This window comes from Streptomyces soli (genome assembly GCF_003999195.1).
GTDB classification, from domain to species: domain Bacteria; phylum Actinomycetota; class Actinomycetes; order Streptomycetales; family Streptomycetaceae; genus Actinacidiphila; species Actinacidiphila soli.
In genome coordinates, this window is sequence record NZ_RJVR01000323.1 from 37,358 (window position 1) to 55,769 (window position 18,412).

At 71.6% G+C, this 18,412-nt stretch carries 17 protein-coding genes and 1 pseudogene; 4 read left to right on the forward strand and 14 right to left on the reverse strand.

The genetic code is table 11. The features are described from left to right. Positions 1–279: 279 nt before the first annotated feature. Together eutC and EFK10_RS37450 are read right to left on the reverse strand one after the other, a co-directional pair. Positions 280–1,044, reverse strand: a complete 765-nt coding sequence (gene eutC, locus EFK10_RS37445) for an ethanolamine ammonia-lyase subunit EutC (protein WP_127360108.1) — start codon at positions 1,042–1,044, stop codon at positions 280–282. Continuing rightward, a complete protein-coding gene (locus EFK10_RS37450; RefSeq protein ID WP_127360109.1) occupies positions 1,041–2,423 on the reverse strand; it encodes an ethanolamine ammonia-lyase subunit EutB in 1,383 nt (460 codons plus the stop codon). Before EFK10_RS37450 ends, eutC begins: the two co-directional genes overlap by 4 nt. 221 nt (positions 2,424–2,644) lie before the next feature. Between EFK10_RS37450 and EFK10_RS37455 the strand changes: the two genes are divergently transcribed. Both EFK10_RS37455 and EFK10_RS37460 read left to right on the forward strand, forming a co-directional pair. After that, positions 2,645–2,998 carry a hypothetical protein gene (locus tag EFK10_RS37455; protein WP_127360110.1) on the forward strand — a complete coding sequence of 118 codons (354 nt, stop codon included), beginning with the start codon at positions 2,645–2,647 and terminating at the stop codon, positions 2,996–2,998. A gap of 166 nt (positions 2,999–3,164) precedes the next feature. Beyond that, positions 3,165–4,112 (forward strand): small ribosomal subunit Rsm22 family protein, encoded by a 948-nt coding sequence (locus tag EFK10_RS37460; protein WP_127360187.1) that lies wholly within the window; start codon positions 3,165–3,167, stop codon positions 4,110–4,112. Between the two features lie 87 nt (positions 4,113–4,199). Here the strand turns inward: EFK10_RS37460 and EFK10_RS37465 are convergent, their stop codons facing one another. The 8 genes from EFK10_RS37465 to ddaH all read right to left on the reverse strand — a co-directional run bounded on the left by EFK10_RS37465 (position 4,200) and on the right by ddaH (position 13,275). After that, positions 4,200–4,799 carry a GTP-binding protein gene (locus tag EFK10_RS37465; RefSeq protein ID WP_127360111.1) on the reverse strand — a complete coding sequence of 200 codons (600 nt, stop codon included), beginning with the start codon at positions 4,797–4,799 and terminating at the stop codon, positions 4,200–4,202. Next, positions 4,796–5,227 (reverse strand): DUF742 domain-containing protein, encoded by a 432-nt coding sequence (locus tag EFK10_RS37470; RefSeq protein WP_127360112.1) that lies wholly within the window; start codon positions 5,225–5,227, stop codon positions 4,796–4,798. Before EFK10_RS37470 ends, EFK10_RS37465 begins: the two co-directional genes overlap by 4 nt. Positions 5,228–5,269: 42 nt before the next feature. Continuing rightward, positions 5,270–5,746: a roadblock/LC7 domain-containing protein gene (locus EFK10_RS37475; RefSeq protein WP_127360113.1), complete on the reverse strand. Its 477-nt coding sequence runs from the start codon at positions 5,744–5,746 to the stop codon at positions 5,270–5,272. After that, complete coding sequence (locus EFK10_RS37480) at positions 5,743–8,280, reverse strand: ATP-binding protein (RefSeq protein ID WP_127360114.1); 2,538 nt, start codon at positions 8,278–8,280, stop codon at positions 5,743–5,745. The genes EFK10_RS37475 and EFK10_RS37480 overlap by 4 nt, the downstream gene beginning before the upstream one ends. Positions 8,281–8,934: 654 nt before the next feature. After that, entirely contained in the window at positions 8,935–9,366 is a 432-nt protein-coding gene (locus EFK10_RS37485; RefSeq protein ID WP_127360115.1) for a hypothetical protein, read from the reverse strand. A 104-nt stretch (positions 9,367–9,470) separates the two neighbouring features. Then, a complete protein-coding gene (locus EFK10_RS37490; protein WP_127360116.1) occupies positions 9,471–10,580 on the reverse strand; it encodes a magnesium and cobalt transport protein CorA in 1,110 nt (369 codons plus the stop codon). Beyond that, complete coding sequence (locus EFK10_RS37495; RefSeq protein WP_127360117.1) at positions 10,577–12,103, reverse strand: phytoene desaturase family protein; 1,527 nt, start codon at positions 12,101–12,103, stop codon at positions 10,577–10,579. Before EFK10_RS37495 ends, EFK10_RS37490 begins: the two co-directional genes overlap by 4 nt. A gap of 365 nt (positions 12,104–12,468) precedes the next feature. Beyond that, positions 12,469–13,275, reverse strand: coding sequence for a dimethylargininase (ddaH, locus tag EFK10_RS37500; RefSeq protein WP_127360118.1), 807 nt, complete (start codon positions 13,273–13,275; stop codon positions 12,469–12,471). Between the two features lie 42 nt (positions 13,276–13,317). On the opposite strand from ddaH, the pseudogene EFK10_RS37505 reads away from it, so the two are divergent. After that, positions 13,318–14,663 (forward strand): annotated as a pseudogene (locus EFK10_RS37505) (serine hydrolase domain-containing protein). Between the two features lie 48 nt (positions 14,664–14,711). On the opposite strand, the gene EFK10_RS37510 reads toward EFK10_RS37505, so the two are convergent. Together EFK10_RS37510 and EFK10_RS37515 are read right to left on the reverse strand one after the other, a co-directional pair. Continuing rightward, positions 14,712–15,365: a biliverdin-producing heme oxygenase gene (locus EFK10_RS37510; RefSeq protein WP_127360119.1), complete on the reverse strand. Its 654-nt coding sequence runs from the start codon at positions 15,363–15,365 to the stop codon at positions 14,712–14,714. Between the two features lie 29 nt (positions 15,366–15,394). Beyond that, positions 15,395–15,625 carry a hypothetical protein gene (locus EFK10_RS37515; protein WP_127360120.1) on the reverse strand — a complete coding sequence of 77 codons (231 nt, stop codon included), beginning with the start codon at positions 15,623–15,625 and terminating at the stop codon, positions 15,395–15,397. A gap of 190 nt (positions 15,626–15,815) precedes the next feature. Between EFK10_RS37515 and EFK10_RS37520 the strand changes: the two genes are divergently transcribed. Next, entirely contained in the window at positions 15,816–16,571 is a 756-nt protein-coding gene (locus EFK10_RS37520) for a bifunctional DNA primase/polymerase (RefSeq protein ID WP_127360121.1), read from the forward strand. A gap of 19 nt (positions 16,572–16,590) precedes the next feature. On the opposite strand, the gene EFK10_RS53580 is transcribed toward EFK10_RS37520, so the two are convergent. Next, on the reverse strand, positions 16,591–17,523 hold the full coding sequence (locus EFK10_RS53580) for a hypothetical protein (RefSeq protein WP_407647228.1): 933 nt from the start codon (positions 17,521–17,523) through the stop codon (positions 16,591–16,593). Next, on the reverse strand, positions 17,450–18,412 hold the full coding sequence (gene efeU / locus EFK10_RS37530) for an iron uptake transporter permease EfeU (protein WP_127360123.1): 963 nt from the start codon (positions 18,410–18,412) through the stop codon (positions 17,450–17,452). Before efeU ends, EFK10_RS53580 begins: the two co-directional genes overlap by 74 nt.

The following is an 18,412-nucleotide window of genomic DNA, read 5'->3' on the forward strand; positions in this document are numbered from 1 at the left end:
GCCGCTCGCATTAGGGCCTGTCCGGCGGATCAGGGTCGGGTGCCGCGGCTCCCCCAGCCTTCGGCCGGGGGGACCCCCTGGTGCGGTGCATCGCAAGGCGCTGGGGGTACCCCCGGACGAAGTCTGGGGGAGGAACGGGCTGGCACAACCCGGCCATGGGCCGTCGGCAGTCGACGCACCCCCGGCCACCCACCGCCGGGGTGAGCCCCGTCGCCGGCGCGGCCGGGTCGGCCAGCCCGTCCCGCCTCAGGCGGACGGCCTACCCCAACCCGGTTGGTTCTACGGGGCCAGAGGCGCCGCTTCGTCGGACTCGTCCTTCAACGCCACGCCCGTGAGCTCCAGCTCTCGGGCCCGGCGCATGAGGGCGGCGAGCTTCGTCGCGGCGTCGGAGTGGGAAAGACCCAGCGGGGGCCGGATGTTGGAGAGGCAGTTGCGGTCGGCGTCGGTGGTGGCACCCGGGCGGGGGCGGTAGGTGAGGTACGCGCCGAGGGAGTCGGCGGCTGACATGCCGGGGCGTTCGCCGATGAGGACGACGACCATGGTGGCGCCGAGGGCGTGGGCGATGTCGTCGCCGAGGGCGACGCGGGCCTGTTCGGCGAGGACGACGGGGGCGGTGCGCCAGCCGGGGCCGGGGAGGAGGGCGGCGGTGGCGCGGAGGACGGGGGCGGCGTGGTCGTGGACGGCGCGGCTGGAGAGGCCGTCGGCGATGACGAAGACCAGGTCCCAGTCGCCGCGCGGCAGCCGGGCGCGGTCGGCGGGGTCCAGCCGCCGGCCCAGGTCGGGCCGTTGGAGGTAGGTGAGCCGGTCGGGGGCGGCGCTGCGCACCCGCAGCGTCGGCACCCCGGTCAGCGCGCCGGCCACCGCATCGGCGTCGAAGGGGGAGTGGACGGCGTCCCGGGCGGCGGCGTGCGCGGCCTGGAGCGCGAGCCGGTGCTGGGTGGGCAGCCCAGAACCCGCCCGCCCGAGCCCGATACGGGCCTGGGTGTGGCGGCGAAGGGCGGCCCACATCGTGGCGTCCGTGGCCTGGGCGACGAGGTCGGTCATGCGGCCAGCTCCTTCAGCGGGTGGGCGGTGCCGGTGACGTCGCGTATGCCGCCGCGCTCGTCGAGCAGCCCGATCCGGTCCAGCCAGGCCTCGAACTCCGGCGCGGGGCGCAGCCCCAGCACCTCCCGCAGATACAACGCGTCGTGGTACGAGGCCGACTGGTAGTTGAGCATGATGTCGTCGCCGCCCGGCGTGCAGATCACGAACGATGCCCCCGCCACGCCCAGCATGGTCAGCATCGTCGCGATGTCGTCGTCATCCGCGTCCGCGTGGTTGGTGTAGCAGATGTCCAGGCCCATCGGCAGCCCGAGCAGCTTGCCGCAGAAGTGGTCCTCCAGGGCCGCCCGCAGGATCTGCCGGCCGTCGTAGAGATACTCCGGGCCGATAAAGCCGACCACCGTGTTGACCAGCAGCGGATCGTAGCGCCGGGCCACCGCGTAGGCCCGTGCCTCCACCGTCTGCTGGTCCACCCCGTGATGCGCGTCGGCGGACAGCGCGCTGCCCTGCCCGGTCTCGAAGTACAGCGCGTTCTGGCCCACCGTGCCCCGCCCGAGGGCGCTCACCGCTTCGTAAGCCTCGTCCAGCAGGCCCAGCGTGACGCCGAAGGAGGCGTTGGCGGCCTGGGTGCCGGCGATGGACTGGAAGACCAGGTCGACGGGCGCGCCGCGCTCCATGAGGCCGATGCTGGTGGTGACGTGGGACAGGACGCAGGACTGGGTCGGGATGGCGTACCGCTCGATCACCCCGTCCAGCAACTCCAGCAGATCGCGTACGGCCTTCGGGCTGTCGGTCGCCGGGTTGATGCCGATGACGGCGTCGCCGGAGCCCAGCAGCAGACCGTCGAGCAGTGCCGCCGCCACGCCCGCCGGGTCGTCGGTGGGGTGGTTGGGCTGGAGGCGGGTCGAGATCCGGCCGGGCAGGCCGATTGTCGAGCGGAAGGCGGTCACGACCCGCACCTTGCGGGCGACGGCGACGAGGTCGGCGTTGCCCATGAGTTTGGAGACGGCGGCCGCCATCTCCGGCGTGATGCCGGGCGCGACGGCGGCCAGCGCGATCGCGTCGGCGGCCTCCGACAACAGCCAGTCGCGGAACTCGCCGACCGTCAGCCCCGCCACCGGCGCGAAGGCGGCGGCGTCGTGGCTGTCGAGGATGAGCCGGGTCACGTCATCGTCCTCGTACGGAATCACCGGCTCGGCCAGGAAGCGCTCCAACGGCACTTCTGCCAGCGCCAGTCGCGCGGCGACCCGCTGTTGCGCCGACTCGGCGGCGAGCCCGGCCAGCCGGTCGCCGGAACGCTCCGGGCTCGCGGCGGCCAGCAGCGGCCCGAGGCCTGCGAAGCGGTACTGGCGACCGCCGAGCGTGGCGGTGTAACCGCTCATCTGTGTGGTGCTCCGTTCGTTTCTGTCCCAGGGCCGACGGTAGGAGGGCCCGGGCCGCCGGTCCACGCGGCGACGGAGAGTTAACACAGACGTTCCTTTCCTGCCCGTAGTTGACGCGGAGTTAACGCGCTGACCAGCAGAACGATGCATTTGGGCTGTCACCATGCGGTTCGCAGGACGCAACAGACAACATGCAGCGAAACGCGGAGAGGGGCCACTCGATGGCAGTACAAGAAGGCGTAGCCCCTGCGGCACCGGAGACGACCGAGGCGTCCCACCGACTCGCCTCCGGCGCGCTGGGGCTGCCGGGCGTCATCTTCTGCATCGTCACGGGCGCGGCGCCCATGACGGCGATGCTCTTCAACGTCCCCGTCGCCGTGATGGGTTCGGGATACAGCGCGCCCGCCGCGTTCCTGCTGGCCACCCTTGCGCTGACGATCTTCTCCGTTGGATACATCGCGATGAGCCGCCGGGTGACCTCCGCCGGCGTCTTCTACACCTTCGTCACGCGAGGCCTCGGCTCAGTACGAGGCCCTGGGCCACTTCGACCACGCCGACCCGGTCGACGCCGCTGACGCGGCGGTCCCGCCTGTCCCGCCCGTCGCCGACGAGCAGCCGGCCGTGAGCTGAGCTTCGCCCTCCGGGGCTGATCGGTAAGGGGCGGGTGCCATTGGCGCCCGCCCCTTACCCTTGACGCTTGTGTCCACTCTGCAAGCCGCCCTCGCGGACCTCCTCGACGGAATGCCGCCGGGCCGCGCCGCCCAGGCCGTCGACCGGCTGATCGCCACCTACCGGGGGCGTACGGCCGGCAAGACGCCCATCCTCCGCGACCGCTCCGACGTCGCTGCCTACGCGGCCTACCGGATGCCCGCCACCCACGCCGCCGTACGGGCCGCGCTCGGCGAATTCCGCGCCCGGGCGGGGGAGTGGACCCCCGCGACCCACCTGGACGTCGGCGGCGGCACCGGCGCCGCGACCTGGGCGGTCGCCGACGCCTGGGCGGACGCCGAAGCCGCGCACACCAGCACCGTCCTGGACTGGTCGCAGGCGGCACTCGACCTCGGCCGCGAGCTGGCCGCCGGCGCCGAATGGGCTTCCGTACGGGAAGCCCAGTGGCGCAGGGCCCCGCTCGGCGGCGCCTCCGCAGCACGCCTCCCGGAGGCCGACCTCATCACGGTCTCGTACGTCATCGGAGAGCTGGCCGACCCCGACCGCGCGGCCGTGATCGCCGAAGCCGCCCGCGCCGCCAAGGGTGCCGTCCTCGTCGTCGAGCCCGGCACCCCCGACGGCTACGCCCGCGTCCTCGCCGCCCGGGACCAGCTCATCGCCGCCGGCTACACCGTCCTCGCCCCCTGCCCGCACAACGCGGCCTGCCCGGTCCAGGCACCCGACTGGTGCCACTTCGCCGTCCGCGTCACCCGCTCCTCGCTCCACCGCCAGGTCAAGGGCGGCTCCCTCCCCTACGAGGACGAGAAGTTCAGCTACGTCGCCGCCGCCCGCTTCCCCGCGACTCCCGCCCCCGCGCGGGTCGTCCGGCACCCCCAGATCCGCAAGGGGCAGGTCCTGCTCGACCTGTGCACCGTGGAGGATGGCCTGCGCCGCAAGACGGTCACCAAGCGGCACGGCGACGCGTACCGCGCCGCGCGCGACGCGGACTGGGGCGACGCCTGGGAACAGCCGGACCGCTAAGGCCCCCAAGTGGGCGTTTGGGTTTGGTGGCTTTCCGAAAGTGTTTTCCTCGGTTCTCGGTCCTCGGTTCTCGGTCTGCGGCAGTCGTCAGCCCTCGGCACGCTCCAGCGCCAGTTCCAGGACGGCCAGCAGCGCGTCACGTACCGAGCCGCGCCGGCGGGCGTCGAAGGTGACCAGGGGGACCTGGTCGGCGACGTCGAGCGCCCAGCGGACCTGGTCCAGGTCGTGCTCGACCTTGCCGTCGAAGGCGTTGACCGCGACGACAAACGGGATCTGCTTGTGCTCGAAGTAGTCGACCGCGGCGTAGCAGTCGTCCAGCCGCCGGGTGTCGACGATGACGAGCCCGCCGAGCGCCCCCTCGACCAAGTCGTCCCACATGAAGCCGAACCGCTCCTGGCCGGGGGTGCCGAACAGGTAGAGCTTCAGGGTCGGGTCGATGGTGATGCAGCCGAAGTCCATGGCGACCGTGGTGGTCGTCTTGCGCGGCGTGTGGCTGAGGTCGTCCACGCCCGCCGCGACCTCGGTGATGGCCGCTTCGGTGGTCAGCGGGGCGATCTCGGAGATGGAGCCGACGGTCGTGGTCTTGCCCACCCCGAAGCCGCCCGCGATGACCAGCTTGACCGGCAGCGGCGGCCGGTCGGCGGTCTGCTGGGCGCGGCCGCGGGCAGCGGTCTCGGTTGGTGTCACGGAGTTGTCTCCCGGAAGTCGGGGATGGTCCGCAGACCATCGATAACCCTGCGCAGTATGGAGAGGTCGTTGGCGGCCTCGGACCTGGGTACGTACACCGACAGGTCGCCGGTGGACTCCAGGTCCTCGGCCAGGACGCGAACCACGTTCAGATGCAGCCGCAGCCGGGCCGCGACCTCCGCGAGCGACTGCGGCTGCCGGCACAGCGCGACAATGTCGCGCCGCTCGAAGGCCAGGCGCTCCATGCCCACGATGCCCGCCGCGGTCGATACGACCTGGGTCTCCAGGGGCATCGGCGTGCCGGCCCTGGTGCTCGCCACCCGGCCCGCGGTGACCAGGAACGGCCGCACGGCGGGGGCGCGCCCGACCGGGTCTGCGGCCAGGCCCGAGACGGCGTCCCCGTCGGCTTGCGTGTCGCCGGCCGTCATGGGCCCTCCTTCCCCTAACCCCGGATCCCTCCCCGGTACCGGTCACCCGGCGGATCTGGAACCGACGTTGTTCTTCAGTTCGAGGACGAGCTGCGGGCTCAGCGCGGCGCCTGCCCGGTTGGCGAAGACGGTCATCTCGTACGCGATGTTCCCCAGCTTGGCCTCCTTGGAGGTGACCACACCGAGCACGGCGCCGCTGCCGATCGCGGAGACCAGGACATGTCCCTCCTCCAGATCGATGATCACCTTGTTGAGGCCACCGAGACCGTAGTTGCCCGCGACGCCGGCCGCCAGGCTGGTCATGCCGGAGACGATGGCGGCGAGCCGGTCGGAGTCCGAGCTGTCACGTAGCTGCGAGACCGCGATCAACAGTCCGTCGGAGGATACGGCGATAGCGTCCACCACCCCCGCGGTCTCGGTGGCGAAACGGCTCAGCAGCCAGGTGAAGTCGGCTGCGGCGGCCCGCAGATCGCCGGGCGTGGCCTGCTCGGTCGAGGTGTCACTTGTCGGCGTTGTCACTGCTCCGCTCCTTCCGGAAGCCCTGCTTGCTGCTGGGCGGTGCTGGGGGCCGTGGCGTCGGCGCTGTCGCGGTGCGCGCGTGCCACAGCAGCTTCGAACTCGTCGAGTTCCGAGCGGACCGCCTCCGCATCGACGATGCGAGGCGCCTCGCGTGCCCCGCGTCCCCGGGTCTCGCCCAGCGTCGCGTGGAGCGTGGCTCCACGCACCCGGCGGTGCAGCGGACGTGACCCGCCGTCCTCCGGTTCACCGGCGGAGTGCTGGGCGGCAGGTTCGGCGGCCGCGGGTTGCCGGGCCGTGGGCTGGGAGGCACCGGCCGCGGGGTCAGCCGAGGGATGTTGCCGCTGGGGGACGCGCTGCGGCAGCGGAGCCGTTTCAGGACGCCGGTGGTCGTCGGCGTCGGCGGGCGGCAGCGCGGCGCGAGGTTGCGGGAGCGCCGCCGCGAGGAGCGCGGGCGCCTGCGGACGGCGGTCCGCCGAGGACAGCTGCGGCAGCGCGGCCCTGGCGTCGGCGTCCCGAGCGCCGGGGCGGTCGGTGTCGTGTGCCGGGCCGATGTCCTCCGCGAAGGGGCTCATCAGGAGCAGCAGCGCCGAGGGGATCGCCACCCGGCTGGTGACACCGCCGCCCGGTGTACGGCTCAGGGTGACGCGGACACCCCAGCGGCGGGCCAGGCTGCCGACGACGAACAGGCCGAGCACCTTGGTGGGCGCCAGATCGAGGCGTTCGCGGCGGATCAGCCGGGAGTTCTCCTCGGCGAGCCGTTCCTCGCTCATGCCCAGCCCGTGGTCGCTGATTTCGATCAGGGCGCCCTCGGCCCCGCTGCTCACCACCACCTCGACGGGGCTGTGGGCCGGGGAGAACGCCACCGCATTCTCCAGGAGCTCGGCGATCATCAAGGTCAGGTCAGCGATGATGTCGGGAGCCACCGTGACATCCCTGTCGCCGTCCAGGGAGACCCGCTGGTAGCCCTCGATCTGCCCGAGCGCGGCCCGTACGACGTTGGTGAGCGCGGTGGGCCCGGCGTCCAGGCCTGTTTCGCGGACGCCGGCCAGCAGCATCAGGCTGTCCGCGTTGCGCTGCAGGCGTACCGCGAGGTGGTCGATGCGGTAGAGGCGGTTGAGCAGGTCGGGGTTGGTCTCGCCGCGCTCGACGGCGTCGATCAGGGTGAGCTGGCGGGCGGTCAGATTGCTCACCCGGCGGCCGACGTTGCCGAACATCTCGGCCACGTTGCGGCGGCTGAGCACCTGGCGTTCGAGCAGCGCGGCGGCGGCGGTCTGAACCCGGTTGAAGGCGTCCGCCAGGTCACCGATCTCGTCGCGCGCCGTGACCGGCACCTTGCGCAGTCGGGGCGGGCTCGCGTCGTCGGTGTCGTCGTCGGCCACCCTGGCGAGTTCCTCGCCGGCGACCTCGGCCACCTGGGTGGCGGCGGCGGTGAGGGCCTGCACCGGGCGGACCACCGAGCGGCGGATGACCACCGAGAAGGCCAGCCAGAGGGCGAACGCCAGCAGCACGCTGACGAGCAGCCAGGCGGCCCGCCACCATGCGTTGCTGGACGCCTGGTCGACGTGGTCGGCGATCTGGCCGATCAGTGAGCCGGTGATTACCAGCCGGTTCTGCGCCTGTGTCTGGTAGTCCGGGTACGACCGCAGGGCCTTGGTGAACGCCTTCTGAATCTGTTCCGGCCCCTGGACCCGCAGAGCGCTGGGGTCGACCTGCAGCCCCGCGTACTGCGACAGGATGGTGTTCCACACAGGGGTCTGCTGGACCCTGGCGAGTTCGGTGCTCTGCGCTTCGGTGGAGAACCGGCCGAAGCGGGCGGCCTGGTAGGTGAAGAGCTTGTTGTCGCCGACCGCGTTGATGAACTCGGTCAGCGCGTTGGCGTCGCCGGTCTGCGCGGAGAACACCGCGGTCTCGAAGGATCGGTAGGAGGTTGCTGCCTGCAGCAGCGAGTCCAGCTGGATGGCGGTGATGGTGTCGTGCATGTTGTGGACGAGGCCGAGGCCATTGATCAGGCCGTCCACGGGCGGGAGGTACGCCTGGTCGATCTTGGCGGTGGGCAGGTAGCTCCGCTCGACGGTGGCCCGCAGGCTGCTCAGGCCGCCGACCTGCTTGAGGGCCAGCGCCTCGTTGGTGGACAGGCTGGTGCCGAAGCTCTCACGGACCGTGACGACTTGGGTGTCCACTGCGGCCTGGGCCTTCTGGTAGGCCGTGAGCGAGGGGCGCTCGCCGGAGGTGCCGGCCTCGTACCGCACTGACAGCAGCAGCGCCTGCTGATGCTCGCTCTGCAGCCGGTCGACGAGCTCGGCGACCGGCCGGCTGTCGCGGACCAACTGGGCGTCCGCGGCGGCGTCCTGGGCCTGCCCCACCAGGCCGCTGATCACATCGGCCATCAGCAGGCAGATCACCACCAGCGGCACGCCGACCAGCACGTTGAGCTTGAGCCGGAACGGCCATCGGTCGGTTATGCCCCGCCAGCCGCGCCGGTCGCGCTGCGCCGGGTCCAGCCGCGCGGGCCCGTTCACCTCGTCCACGGACACCAAGCCCTCCTGTGTTGCTTCTCCTCGGCATCAGGACGCCCCGGCAGCCGAACGGGCCGACCGGAAGCTGTGAACCGGCCGAAGGGGGACACCGCCGACATTCTTGACCAGGCACTTGGTATCCGTTTGAGACTGATTCCGGAACGAAGCGGATCAAGACAGACCGACCGACCGCATTGTGTCGATCACTGAGCCAACTGCCCGGAGACTACCGCGCTTCTTTCTGAAACTTCAACGACACCGTCGCCTAACATCTGCGTCAATTTTCCCGCCTGCCTCTGGCAATGGCCGATCCAGAGGAACCGATGCCAATCGGTGACTGGAACGCTCTTGACTTAGCTGGAGGCGGTGGCGATCCAGCGCGGGGATCAGGCTGAACCGACCTTTGACCGCTTCGCTGTGGCGGTTGCAGCGCCGGCGGCCTTGACCGCCGCGGGCACTACCGCACCGAGCGACCGCGGGCTGCCGGCCCGGCGTTCTCCTCGCGGCGGGTACGGAGCAGTAGCGCGACCCAACTGCGGAACGGCGCCCAGTGGTTGCTTATCCCGGCGAGCCGGCGCGCATCAGAGGCGTCAGGATCGCCAAGGCCGTAGGCCTCGGCCATCGCAGCGTGGAGCCGGCGTTCCAACGCCGAGCCGGCCCGCGGCACCTTCGTCACGCGGCAGTCCACACCGCGGCCCCGAGCGCGACGGCGACGAACGGACGCCTGACCCACCGGCAGGTCCGCGCCAGCATGATCAGCAGGCACACCGTCTCCAGCAGGCCCCAGTGGCCGCCGCCGTCCCGCCAGGCGAGCAGCATCCCGCCCGTCACCGCCAGCGAACCACACGCCGCCGCCCAGGCGCGCCGCTCAAGGGACAGCCACCGGTCGGGCACGAACAGCAGCACGGCGGCCACCGGCTGGGCCACCAGGGGAGGCAGCCAGTCGTACTGCGCGGTGCGCAACCCCTCGGTGGACTCCAGGTCGAGCAGCCACACCAGGGTGAGCACCGCGTACAGCGCGGAGGCGAGGAGCCTCTGTACGGGCCGGGGGAGGGGGTTGGTATCCGCGGGGTCCGCGGTCGGCGGGTTGTGCGCGTTCTCCACGCGGCGAGGCTATGCGATGCAAGCTGTCCGGCGGGTCGGCCGAATGGCCGATCCGGTGCGCCCAAGCGCTCGGTACCCAACGAGCACAGGACCGGCCGTTGGCCCTACAGCCAGCCGACCCGGCGGAAGGCCCGGTACGCGGTGTAGGACAGCGTCGCCGTGACGACCATCATCAGCGGGTAGCCGTAGAGCCAGCCCAGCTCGGGCATGTGCTGGAAGTTCATGCCGTAGAAGCCGGCGATCATCGTCGGGATGGCCAGGATGGCGGCGCCGGCGCTGATGCGGCGCATGTCGACGTTCTGCTGGACGGCGAGCTGACTGAGGTTGGCCGCGAGGAGGCCGTCGACGAGTTCGCTGTAGCCGGCGAGGCGTTCGCGGACCTGGGTGAGGTGGTCGTGGACGTCACGGAGGTAGCGGCCGGCCTCGGGGCCGATGCAGGGGAAGGGCTCCTCGGCGAGGCGTTGCAGGGGGCGGGCCATGGGCTGGACGGCCCGCTTGAACTCGATGAGCTCGCGTTTGAGCTGGTAGATGCGCTCCGCGTCGTCGCCGTGTCCGGCCGAGAAGACGTCGGCCTCCAGCTGCTCGACGTCCAGCTCGACGGCGTCGGCGACATCGAGGTAGTCGTCGACGACCTGGTCGGCTATGGCGTGCATGACAGCGGCCGGGCCCTGCGCGAGCACCTCCGGCCGGCCCTCCAGGGAGCGCCGTACGCGGCCGAGGCCGGGCGCGCTGCCGTGCCGGACGACCACGATGAAGTCCTTGCCGATGAACATCATGATCTCGCCGGTGTCGACGACCTCGCTGGTCGCCGTCAGCTGCTCGTGCTCGACGAAGACGATGGTCTTCAGGACGAGGAAGAGCGTCTCGCCGTACTGCTCCAGCTTCGGCCGCTGGTGGGCGTGCACGGCGTCCTCGACGGCGAGCGGGTGCAGCTCGAAGGCCTCGGCGACCTCGGCCAGATGCTCGGCGTCAGGCTGGTAGAGGCCGATCCAGGCGAAGCTTCCGGGCCGTTCGCGGGCGGCCTTCTTGGCCTCGCGCAGCGGCAGCGTCGCCTGCCGTATGCCGTCCTCGTACACGGCGCAGTCCACGACCACGTCATCGGTGCACTTGCGGGGCGGGGGCGGCCCGTCCGTGGCGCCGGACGCGCCAGCGGCTCGCCGGCGGCGCACCACCGGCATCCACTGCCGTCGTCCTGCCGTCGCGCTGTCCGTCATGCGTCACCCTCCCGTTCGAGCACGGCCATCGCAGCATTGTGCCCGGGAATGCCACTGACCCCGCCACCGCGGACGGCGCCCGCGCCACAGAGCAGGACGTTCGGGCGGGACGTTTCGACTCCCCACCGGCCGGTGTTCTCCCCCGCGTACGGGAAGGAGAGGTCCCGGTGGAAGATGTGACCGCCGGGCAGCCCGACCTCCCGTTCCAGGTCGGCGGGGGTCTTCGCCTCGATGCACGGGCGGCCGTCGGCGTCCAGCGCCAGGCAGTCCGTGAGCGGTTCGGCGAGGACGGCGTCCAGCTGGGCCAGCGTCGCCTTGAGCAGGGCGTCCTTGGCCGAGGACAGCCGCGCCGGGGCATGCAGGCCGAAGAGGGTGAGCGTGTGCGTGCCCTGCGCGGCCAGCTCGGGGGAGAGGATCGACGGGTCCGTCAGGCTGTGGCAGTAGATCTCCGACGGCGGTGCGGTGGGCACCGCCCCGGCCGCCGCCTCCTCGTACGCGGTCTGCAACTGCCCGTACGACTCAGCGATATGGAACGTCCCCGCGAAGGCCTCCCTCGGGTCCACAGCCCTGTCCCGCAGCCGCGGCAGCCTGCGCAACAGCATGTTGACCTTGAGCTGCGCCCCCTCCGGCTTCGGCGGCGCCGGCTCGCCCAGCAGCCCCGCCAGCGTGTGCGGCGACGCGTTCACCAGCACGTGCTTCGCCCCCACCCGGCCGCCGGCGTACGTCACTTCGGCCTGCTCGCCGTCCGTCTCGATCCCCGTCACCTCCGCCCCCGTGACGATCTCCGCCCCCGCCGCCCGGGCCGCGTCCGCCAGCGCGTCCGTGAGCGCGCCCATGCCGCCGACCGGCACATCCCAGTCGCCGGTGCCGCCGCCGATCACGTGATAGAGAAAACAGCGGTTCTGCAGCAGTGACGGGTCATGGGCGTACGTGAACGTCCCGATCAGCGCGTCCGTCAGCACCACCCCCCGCACCAGGTCGTCCGCGAACTCCGCCTCCACCGTCTCCCCCAGCGGCCGCTCGAACAGCGCCGACCACGCCTCCAAGTCGTCCACGATCCGCTCCAGCTCGGCCCGGGAAGGCAGCGGCCCGGTCAGCGTCGGGAAGATGCGCTGCGCGACCCGGTGCGTCATCCCGTAGAAGCGCTGCCACGACTCGAAGTCCCGGTCCGACCCCGTCACCCGCTCAAAGCTCTCCCGCGTACGCGACGCCGACCCCGAATCCACCAGCAGCCCGCCCTCCCCCTTCGGGGTGTACGACGAGATCCGGCGCCGCCGCGTCGCGAACTTCAGGCCCAGCTCCTCCACGATCTGCCGCGGCAGCAGGCTCACCAAATACGAATACCGCGACAACCGCGCATCCACCCCCGCGAACGCCCGCGTCGACACCGCCGCCCCGCCGGTATGTTCCAGCCTCTCCAACACCAGGACCGACCTGCCCGCCCGGGCAAGATAAGCGGCAGCGACCAGGCCATTGTGGCCTCCGCCAACGATGACTGCGTCATACGCGCTACGTAGGGGCATGCGCCCCTTCGTACCACGGCCGAGCTCTTGCGGGGCTACCGCCCCGGGCCCCGCGCCCTCCTGGTGGGTTGGGGGCAGTCGTCCCGCTGCGGCGAGCGAAGCGAGGTGGAGGTCCCCCCCACGCGAAGCTGTGGGGGAGGCTGGGCCCAGCCCACCCGCGCCCGCAACGGTGCGCACCCCGACGGACCTGGCCCGTGGCCTGAGGCGTCGTCGCCGGGTGCGGATCGCGCCGGGTTGGAAGCGCACCCGGCGCGAAGCGCCCGGGGGCGAGGGGTCTGGGGGCGAGGGGTCTGGGGGCGCAGCCCCCGGCGGGGGCCGGGGCGGCGCCCCGGTTTCGGGAAAGGGCGGGGTGGGGGAAGCAACCGCTAGTCGCGGAGCTCGAGCGTGCAGCATTTGACGCTGCCGCCGGCCTTGTGAAGCTCGGACATGTCGACGCCGACCGGCTCGTAGCCCCGGTCGTGCAGCGGCCGGAAGAGCCCGCCGGCACCTGCGGGCAGCAGGACGTGCAGGCCGTCACTCACCGCGTTGAGGCCGAGCGCAGCGGCGTCGTCCGCCGTGGCGGTGAGCGCGGTGGGGAAGAGGTGGGCGAGGACGGCCCGGCTGCCGGGGGAGAAGGCTTCGGGGTAGTACATGATGTCGTCGCCGGACAGCACGGCCAGCGCCGTGTCGAGGTGGTAGAAGCGCGGGTCGACCAGCTCCAGCCCGATGACGGGGCGCCCGAAGAACTCCTGGGCCTCGGCATGCGACAGCGGGCTGCTGCGGAAGCCCCGGCCGGCCAGCAGCCAGGAAGCGGTGACGACGAAGTCGCCCTCGCCCTCGTTGATGTGCACGGGGTCGTGGACCTCGGCGAAGCCCCGGCCGAGGAACCACTCGCGGTGGGCCGGGGCCTCGGCCGTGCGCTCGGCGTTGGCGAAGCGGGCGCCGAGGACGCGGCCGTCGACGACGGTGGCGCCGTTGGCGGCGAAGACCATGTCGGGGAGGCCGGGGAGGGGCTGGAGGATCTCCACGGTGTGCCCGAGGGCGCGGTAGCGGTCGCGCAGGTCTTCCCACTGGAGCAGGGCGAGCGCCGGGTCGACCGGCTTGGCGGGATCCATCCACGGGTTGATCGAGTACGTCACCCGGAAGTACGTCGGCGGGCACATCAGATACCGCCGGGGCGTGCGCTGGCTCATAAATCACATGGTGGACCCGTCACCCGCACATAAGGTGACGCCATGCCAACGCCTGACGAAGACTTCGAAGAGTTCCGGGAGCTGCTCCCGGAGACCCGCCGCGCGCTGCTGCACCGGATCGCGGTCGGCCAGGCCGAAGGCCGTACGCCGTCGCTCGCGGGCGCGGTCGTACGTGACGGAAAGCCGGTGTGGAACGGGTCCCGCTCCTGCGTGGACGGACACGCGCCGGACGCCGACACGCAGTACCGGATCGGGTCGATCACCAAGACCTTCGCGGCCGTGCTGGTGATGCGGCTGCGCGACGTTGGGCAGCTGGATCTGGCCGACCCCGTCGACAAGCACCTCGGGCCGACGGCGGCGGACGGCCTGACCATCGCCCAGCTCCTCGCCCACACCTCGGGCCTGGCTTCTGAGACCCCCGGCCCCTGGTGGGAGCGCACGCCGGGCTCACTGCGGCCGGAGCTCGCCGACGTGCTGGGAGGCCGCGTGCACCCCGCCGGGCGGCGGCACCACTACTCCAACCCCGGCTACGCCCTCCTCGGCGCGATCGCCGAGCGGCATCACAACGCGCCCTGGTACGAGGTGCTGCGCCGCGAGGTCCTGGAGCCGCTCGGCATGCTCCGTACGACGCTGCTCCCGCAGGCCCCGCACGCGGGCGGCTTCGCCGTGCACCCGTACGCGGACGTCATGCGGCCCGAGGTCGTGGTCGACACCGGAATCATGGCCCCGGCCGGGCAGTTGTGGTCCACGGCCGCCGATCTGTGCCGCTGGGCGGCCTTCCTCGGCGGGTTCGGCGACCCCGATGTCCTCAGCCCCGACACGCTCGCCGAAATGCGTGAGCCCGCGACCCCGAGGGCGAGTACGGCCTCGGCCTGCAACTCATGCGTACGGACGGCCGCAGCCTCGCCGGCCACACCGGTTCCATGCCCGGCTTCGTGGCCGGCCTCTGGCTCAGCCCCGACGACCGCCTCGCCGGCATCGCCCTCGCCAACGCCACCTCCGGCACCCCGGCCGGCACCATCGCCGCCGATCTCGTACGCATCGTGGCCGACCGCGAGCCCGCCTTCCCCCCGTCCTGGCAGCCCCGCTCCGACGACGACCCCGCCCTCCTCGCCCTCACCGGCACCTGGTTCTGGGGCACCGCCCCCTTCACCCTCCACCTCCGCGCCAACCGCGACCTCGAGCTCATCCCCGCCTCCGGCCGCGGCCGCGGTTCCCGCCTCCGCGCCCAACCCGACGGCACCTGGACCGGCCTCGACGCCTACTACGCCGGCGAATCCCTCCGCCCCGTCCACGACCCCTCCGGCACCCTCACCCACCTCGACCTCGGCACCTTCATCTTCACCCGCACCCCCTACGACCCCGACGGCTGGTCCGCCACGCGCTGAGCGGCCTTTCTCTGCCGCCCCTCACGGCCGGGGTTGGGCCGAAGGCGGTCAGGCGCTGAGCGGGAATTCCCGGCCGAGGCCGGCGAAGAGGGCGGTGTTGAGCGCGAATGCGCCCCGGCATTCCTCCACGACGCGCTGCTTTTCGAGGTCGTCCAGCGGCACCGCGTCCAGCGAGGCCCGGTAGTCGCGTTTGAAGGCGGCCGGGTTGCGGATGCCGTCGAAGACGTAGAAGCGGACGCCGTCGCCTTTGCGGGGGAAACCCCACGTTTTTTCGGCGATGCCGCGGATGATTTGGCCGCCGGAGAGGTCGCCGAGGTAGCGGGTGTAGTGGTGGGCGAGGTAGCCGGCGGGCCAGGTGTGGGCGGTTTGGGTGATGCGGGCGGCGTAGTCGCGGGTGCCGGGCAGGGGGGTGGCGTGGGGGCGCCAGGTGGGTCCGAGGAGGTGGTCGAGGTCGCGTTCGAGGGCGGGGACGCGGAGGAGTTCGGGGCGGAGGAAGGGGCCGGAGACGGGATCGGCGGCGAGTCGGGCGGAGTGGGAGGGGTCCTCCAGGGCGCGGTAGACGAACCAGAGCTGCTCGGTGTAGCGGGCGTAGGCGTCGACGCCGAGGCGGCCGCCGAGGAGGTCGCTCATGAAGGTCGAGTTCTCGGCCTGCATGTGCTGCTCGTGGCTGGCCGTGCGGATCGCGGTGGAAAAAGGCGTCATGAGGCAATCATTCCCGCTCAGTCCCTCAGTCAACGAGTTACCGACAATCTGTCGGAAAACCAATTTACTCCTCCACCCGCAGCCCCTGGCGCATCCGTCACGACCCCGTCGCAGCCGAGCCGCACCAGGCCCTCCATGGTGTTCTCCGGCACTTCCAGGGCGCCGCCCCGGTAGGCGATGTACGTGATCCGGTGAGGTGCCGCCGCGGCCGGCGTGGTGAGCAGGGCCACGACGGAGAAAACGAGGAGTGCGCGCTTCATCACGTTTGTGACGCTAGGTGTACGGGTGGTGATCCGCAGTCGCAGCGCGGCTGAACGGAGGGCACCCCGGGTGCGCACAGGATCCTGACAAGGAGCAGGATGGGGTCCATCATCCGTGAATTCCGCTTACGCCCTTCGCGGCGTTACGTACTGTGGAGCATGGGTAACCACGGGCGAGGGAAGGGGCTCGATGGCAGGCAAGAGCAGGATGTCCGACTGGCTGCGCCGCCGTTCGGCAGACCGCGACAGCGACGACGGGGCGGGGGCCCGGGGGTCGGTCCGGAGGTCAGCCGTCCGCAGCCGGGACGACCTGCGCCGCGAGGAGCTGCTGCGCGCCGCAGCCGCCGCCGGCCTGCCGCTCGCTCCCGCCGCACACCCCTCCGGGGTCTCCGGCTTCCGATGCTCGTGTGACCGCATCGGCTGCCCCACGCCCGGCATGCACCCGGTGTCCTTCGCCTGGCACACCCAGGCCACCACTGACCCCGAGAAGCTCGACCAGTGGATGCGTACCCAGCCCCTCGCCAACTTCATCGCGGCCACCGGCAGTACGCATGACGTCCTCGACGTCCCCGCCGAGGCCGGCCGTATTGCCCTCGACCGCCTCGCCGCGGAGGGCGCGGCGCTCGGGCCCGTGGCCTCCTACGGTGCCGACCGGCTCCTCTTCTTCACCGCCACCCGTGGCGCCGTGGAGGACGAGGACGAGTGGTGGCCCTGCGAGCTCGACTGCCACCCCGAGACCCTCGACGAACACCCCGGCCTGCGCTGGCACTGCCGCGGCAGCTACGTCCTCGTCCCGCCGTCCCACCTTCCTTCCGGCGAGACCGTCGCATGGCTCCCCGGCCGAGGCCCCGACTGCGACCTGCCCGACCCGCTGCCCCTGCTCGAGGTCCTCACGGACGCCTGCGCCCAGATCGAGCACGAACCGGAAACGGCGGGCTGGCTCTGACGGGCGAAAACAGCCCCCGTCACTCGCCCTTGGCGGAGATGAGGCCGACCACACGGCTCAGGACGACCACCTTGCCGCCGGCCGCATTCGGCGGCACCGTCGCGGCCTGCTCGGCGAGCCGCAGATACGTCACGGAGGTCTTCGCGGTGCCGGTCATCAGGGCCCGCGTATCGGCGTTGGTCGGCGGGACGACCCCGGCCCGGAGCGAGGTGTCCTTCGCGGTGTGGTGCGAGGCGAAGAAGACGAGCGCGCCGCCGTCCTTCGTACGGAGCGCGATCGGCGGGTACTCACCGGCCTTGGCGGGCTGGTCGGCGTACTGCGTGGCGAGCGTCGCCGTACGGGAGTTGGCGGCACGCCAGGTCCGCAGCTGCGAGGTGGCGGGGCCGGCCGCGAAGACGGCGGAGCCCGCCGAACCCTTCTGGAGGTAGTCCGTGTACGCCGTGCTCAGGTCGCCCGGCTGGACCAGCAGCCCGGACCCGGAAGAGGAGACCGGCTCGACGTAGCCCTGCCTGTCGCGGGCGAACGCGAGCTTGGTGGAGTCGCCGTAGACGCCGAGGTGGGAGGCCTTCCAGGGCTCGGCGGAGCTGTTGCGCTGGAAGACCAGCAGCCAGCGGCCGTTCTTGGTCTTGTTGCTGACCGCGTCGGCGACGAACCACTTGGGCCAGCCACGCTGACGCGGGATCAGGAAGCTCGGGTCGGTGAGCTCGATGGGGACGTACGAGGGGTTGCCGCCGGGGTTGTTGGCGTGCTTCGCCTGGAGACCGGCCACGTCCGAGGCGCCGAGCGGGCCGGTCTCGATGGTGGCCATGAGCTTCGGGTCGAAGTTCTTGTTGGCCTTGTTGTTCGTGCTGGTGAAGTCGGCCAGAACCTTGGCGGCCTCAGCCTTCCTCACCGACGGTACGAGTGCCTGCTCCCCGTGCACCGTTACGCACCCGGTCATGGCCGACGCCATCAGTGTCAGCAGGGCGAGAGCTGGCAGGAAGCGCGGCCTGCGGGTCATCGGACGTGGGCTCCTTCGGGACTGCGGCGGCACTCGGCGCGGCAACCCTACCGGGGGCCAGGAAGAGGAACATCGTCGGGACGAGATACAGCGCCCAGACCGTGACCTGCAGCCAGGTCGGGTCCGGCTGGAAGTTGAACACGCCCTTGAGCAGCGTCCCGTACCAGCTGTCGACCGGGATCTGCTCGCTGATGTCGAAGGCCCTCGACCCCAGCCCGGTCAGCCAGCCGGCCTCCTGCAGATCGTGGAATCCGTACGCGAGGACGCCCGCCGCGACGACCACCAGCATGGCGCCGGTCCAGGTGAAGAACTTCGCCAGGTTGATGCGCAGCGCGCCCCGGTAGAAGAGCCAGCCGAGCACGACCGCGGTCAGCAGCCCCAGCGTGGCGCCCACCAGGGGACGTACGCCGTCGTTCGTCGCCTGGACGGCGGTCCAGATGAACAGGGAGGTCTCCAGGCCTTCGCGCCCCACGGCGAGGAAGGCGGTGATCACCAGCGCGGTGGTGCCCATGGCGATCGCGGCGTCCAGCTTGCCGTGCAGCTCGGCCTTGAGATGCCGCGCGGTACGCCGCATCCAGAAGACCATCCAGGTCACCAGGCCGACCGCGATGACCGACAACGATCCGCCGAGCGCCTCCTGCGCCTCGAAAGTCAGCTCCTGGGAGCCGAACTGCAGCGCCGCGCCGAAGCCGAGGCTGAGGGCGACGGCGAGGCCGACGCCGAGCCAGACCGGCGGCAGCTTGTCCTTGCGCTGTGTCTTGACCAGGTAGGCGATGAGGATGCAGACGATCAGGCTGGCTTCCAGACCCTCACGGAGCCCGATCAGATAGTTGCCGAACAC

Excerpts from the sequence above, each read along its gene's own strand:
- EFK10_RS37520 (WP_127360121.1), top strand. The coding sequence starts at position 15,816 with ATGGCAGGCAAGAGCAGGATGTCCGACTGGCTGCGCCGCCGTTCGGCA.
- EFK10_RS37455 (WP_127360110.1), top strand. The coding sequence starts at position 2,645 with ATGGCAGTACAAGAAGGCGTAGCCCCTGCGGCACCGGAGACGACCGAG.
- EFK10_RS37495 (WP_127360117.1), bottom strand. The coding sequence starts at position 12,103 with ATGCCCCTACGTAGCGCGTATGACGCAGTCATCGTTGGCGGAGGCCAC.
- EFK10_RS37460 (WP_127360187.1), top strand. The coding sequence starts at position 3,165 with ATGCCGCCGGGCCGCGCCGCCCAGGCCGTCGACCGGCTGATCGCCACC.
- EFK10_RS37515 (WP_127360120.1), bottom strand. The coding sequence starts at position 15,625 with ATGAAGCGCGCACTCCTCGTTTTCTCCGTCGTGGCCCTGCTCACCACG.
- EFK10_RS37450 (WP_127360109.1), bottom strand. The coding sequence starts at position 2,423 with ATGAGCGGTTACACCGCCACGCTCGGCGGTCGCCAGTACCGCTTCGCA.
- EFK10_RS37470 (WP_127360112.1), bottom strand. The coding sequence starts at position 5,227 with ATGACGGCCGGCGACACGCAAGCCGACGGGGACGCCGTCTCGGGCCTG.
- eutC (WP_127360108.1), bottom strand. The coding sequence starts at position 1,044 with ATGACCGACCTCGTCGCCCAGGCCACGGACGCCACGATGTGGGCCGCC.
- EFK10_RS53580 (WP_407647228.1), bottom strand. The coding sequence starts at position 17,523 with ATGGCGTCGGCCATGACCGGGTGCGTAACGGTGCACGGGGAGCAGGCA.
- ddaH (WP_127360118.1), bottom strand. The coding sequence starts at position 13,275 with ATGAGCCAGCGCACGCCCCGGCGGTATCTGATGTGCCCGCCGACGTAC.
- EFK10_RS37490 (WP_127360116.1), bottom strand. The coding sequence starts at position 10,580 with ATGACGGACAGCGCGACGGCAGGACGACGGCAGTGGATGCCGGTGGTG.
- EFK10_RS37510 (WP_127360119.1), bottom strand. The coding sequence starts at position 15,365 with ATGACGCCTTTTTCCACCGCGATCCGCACGGCCAGCCACGAGCAGCAC.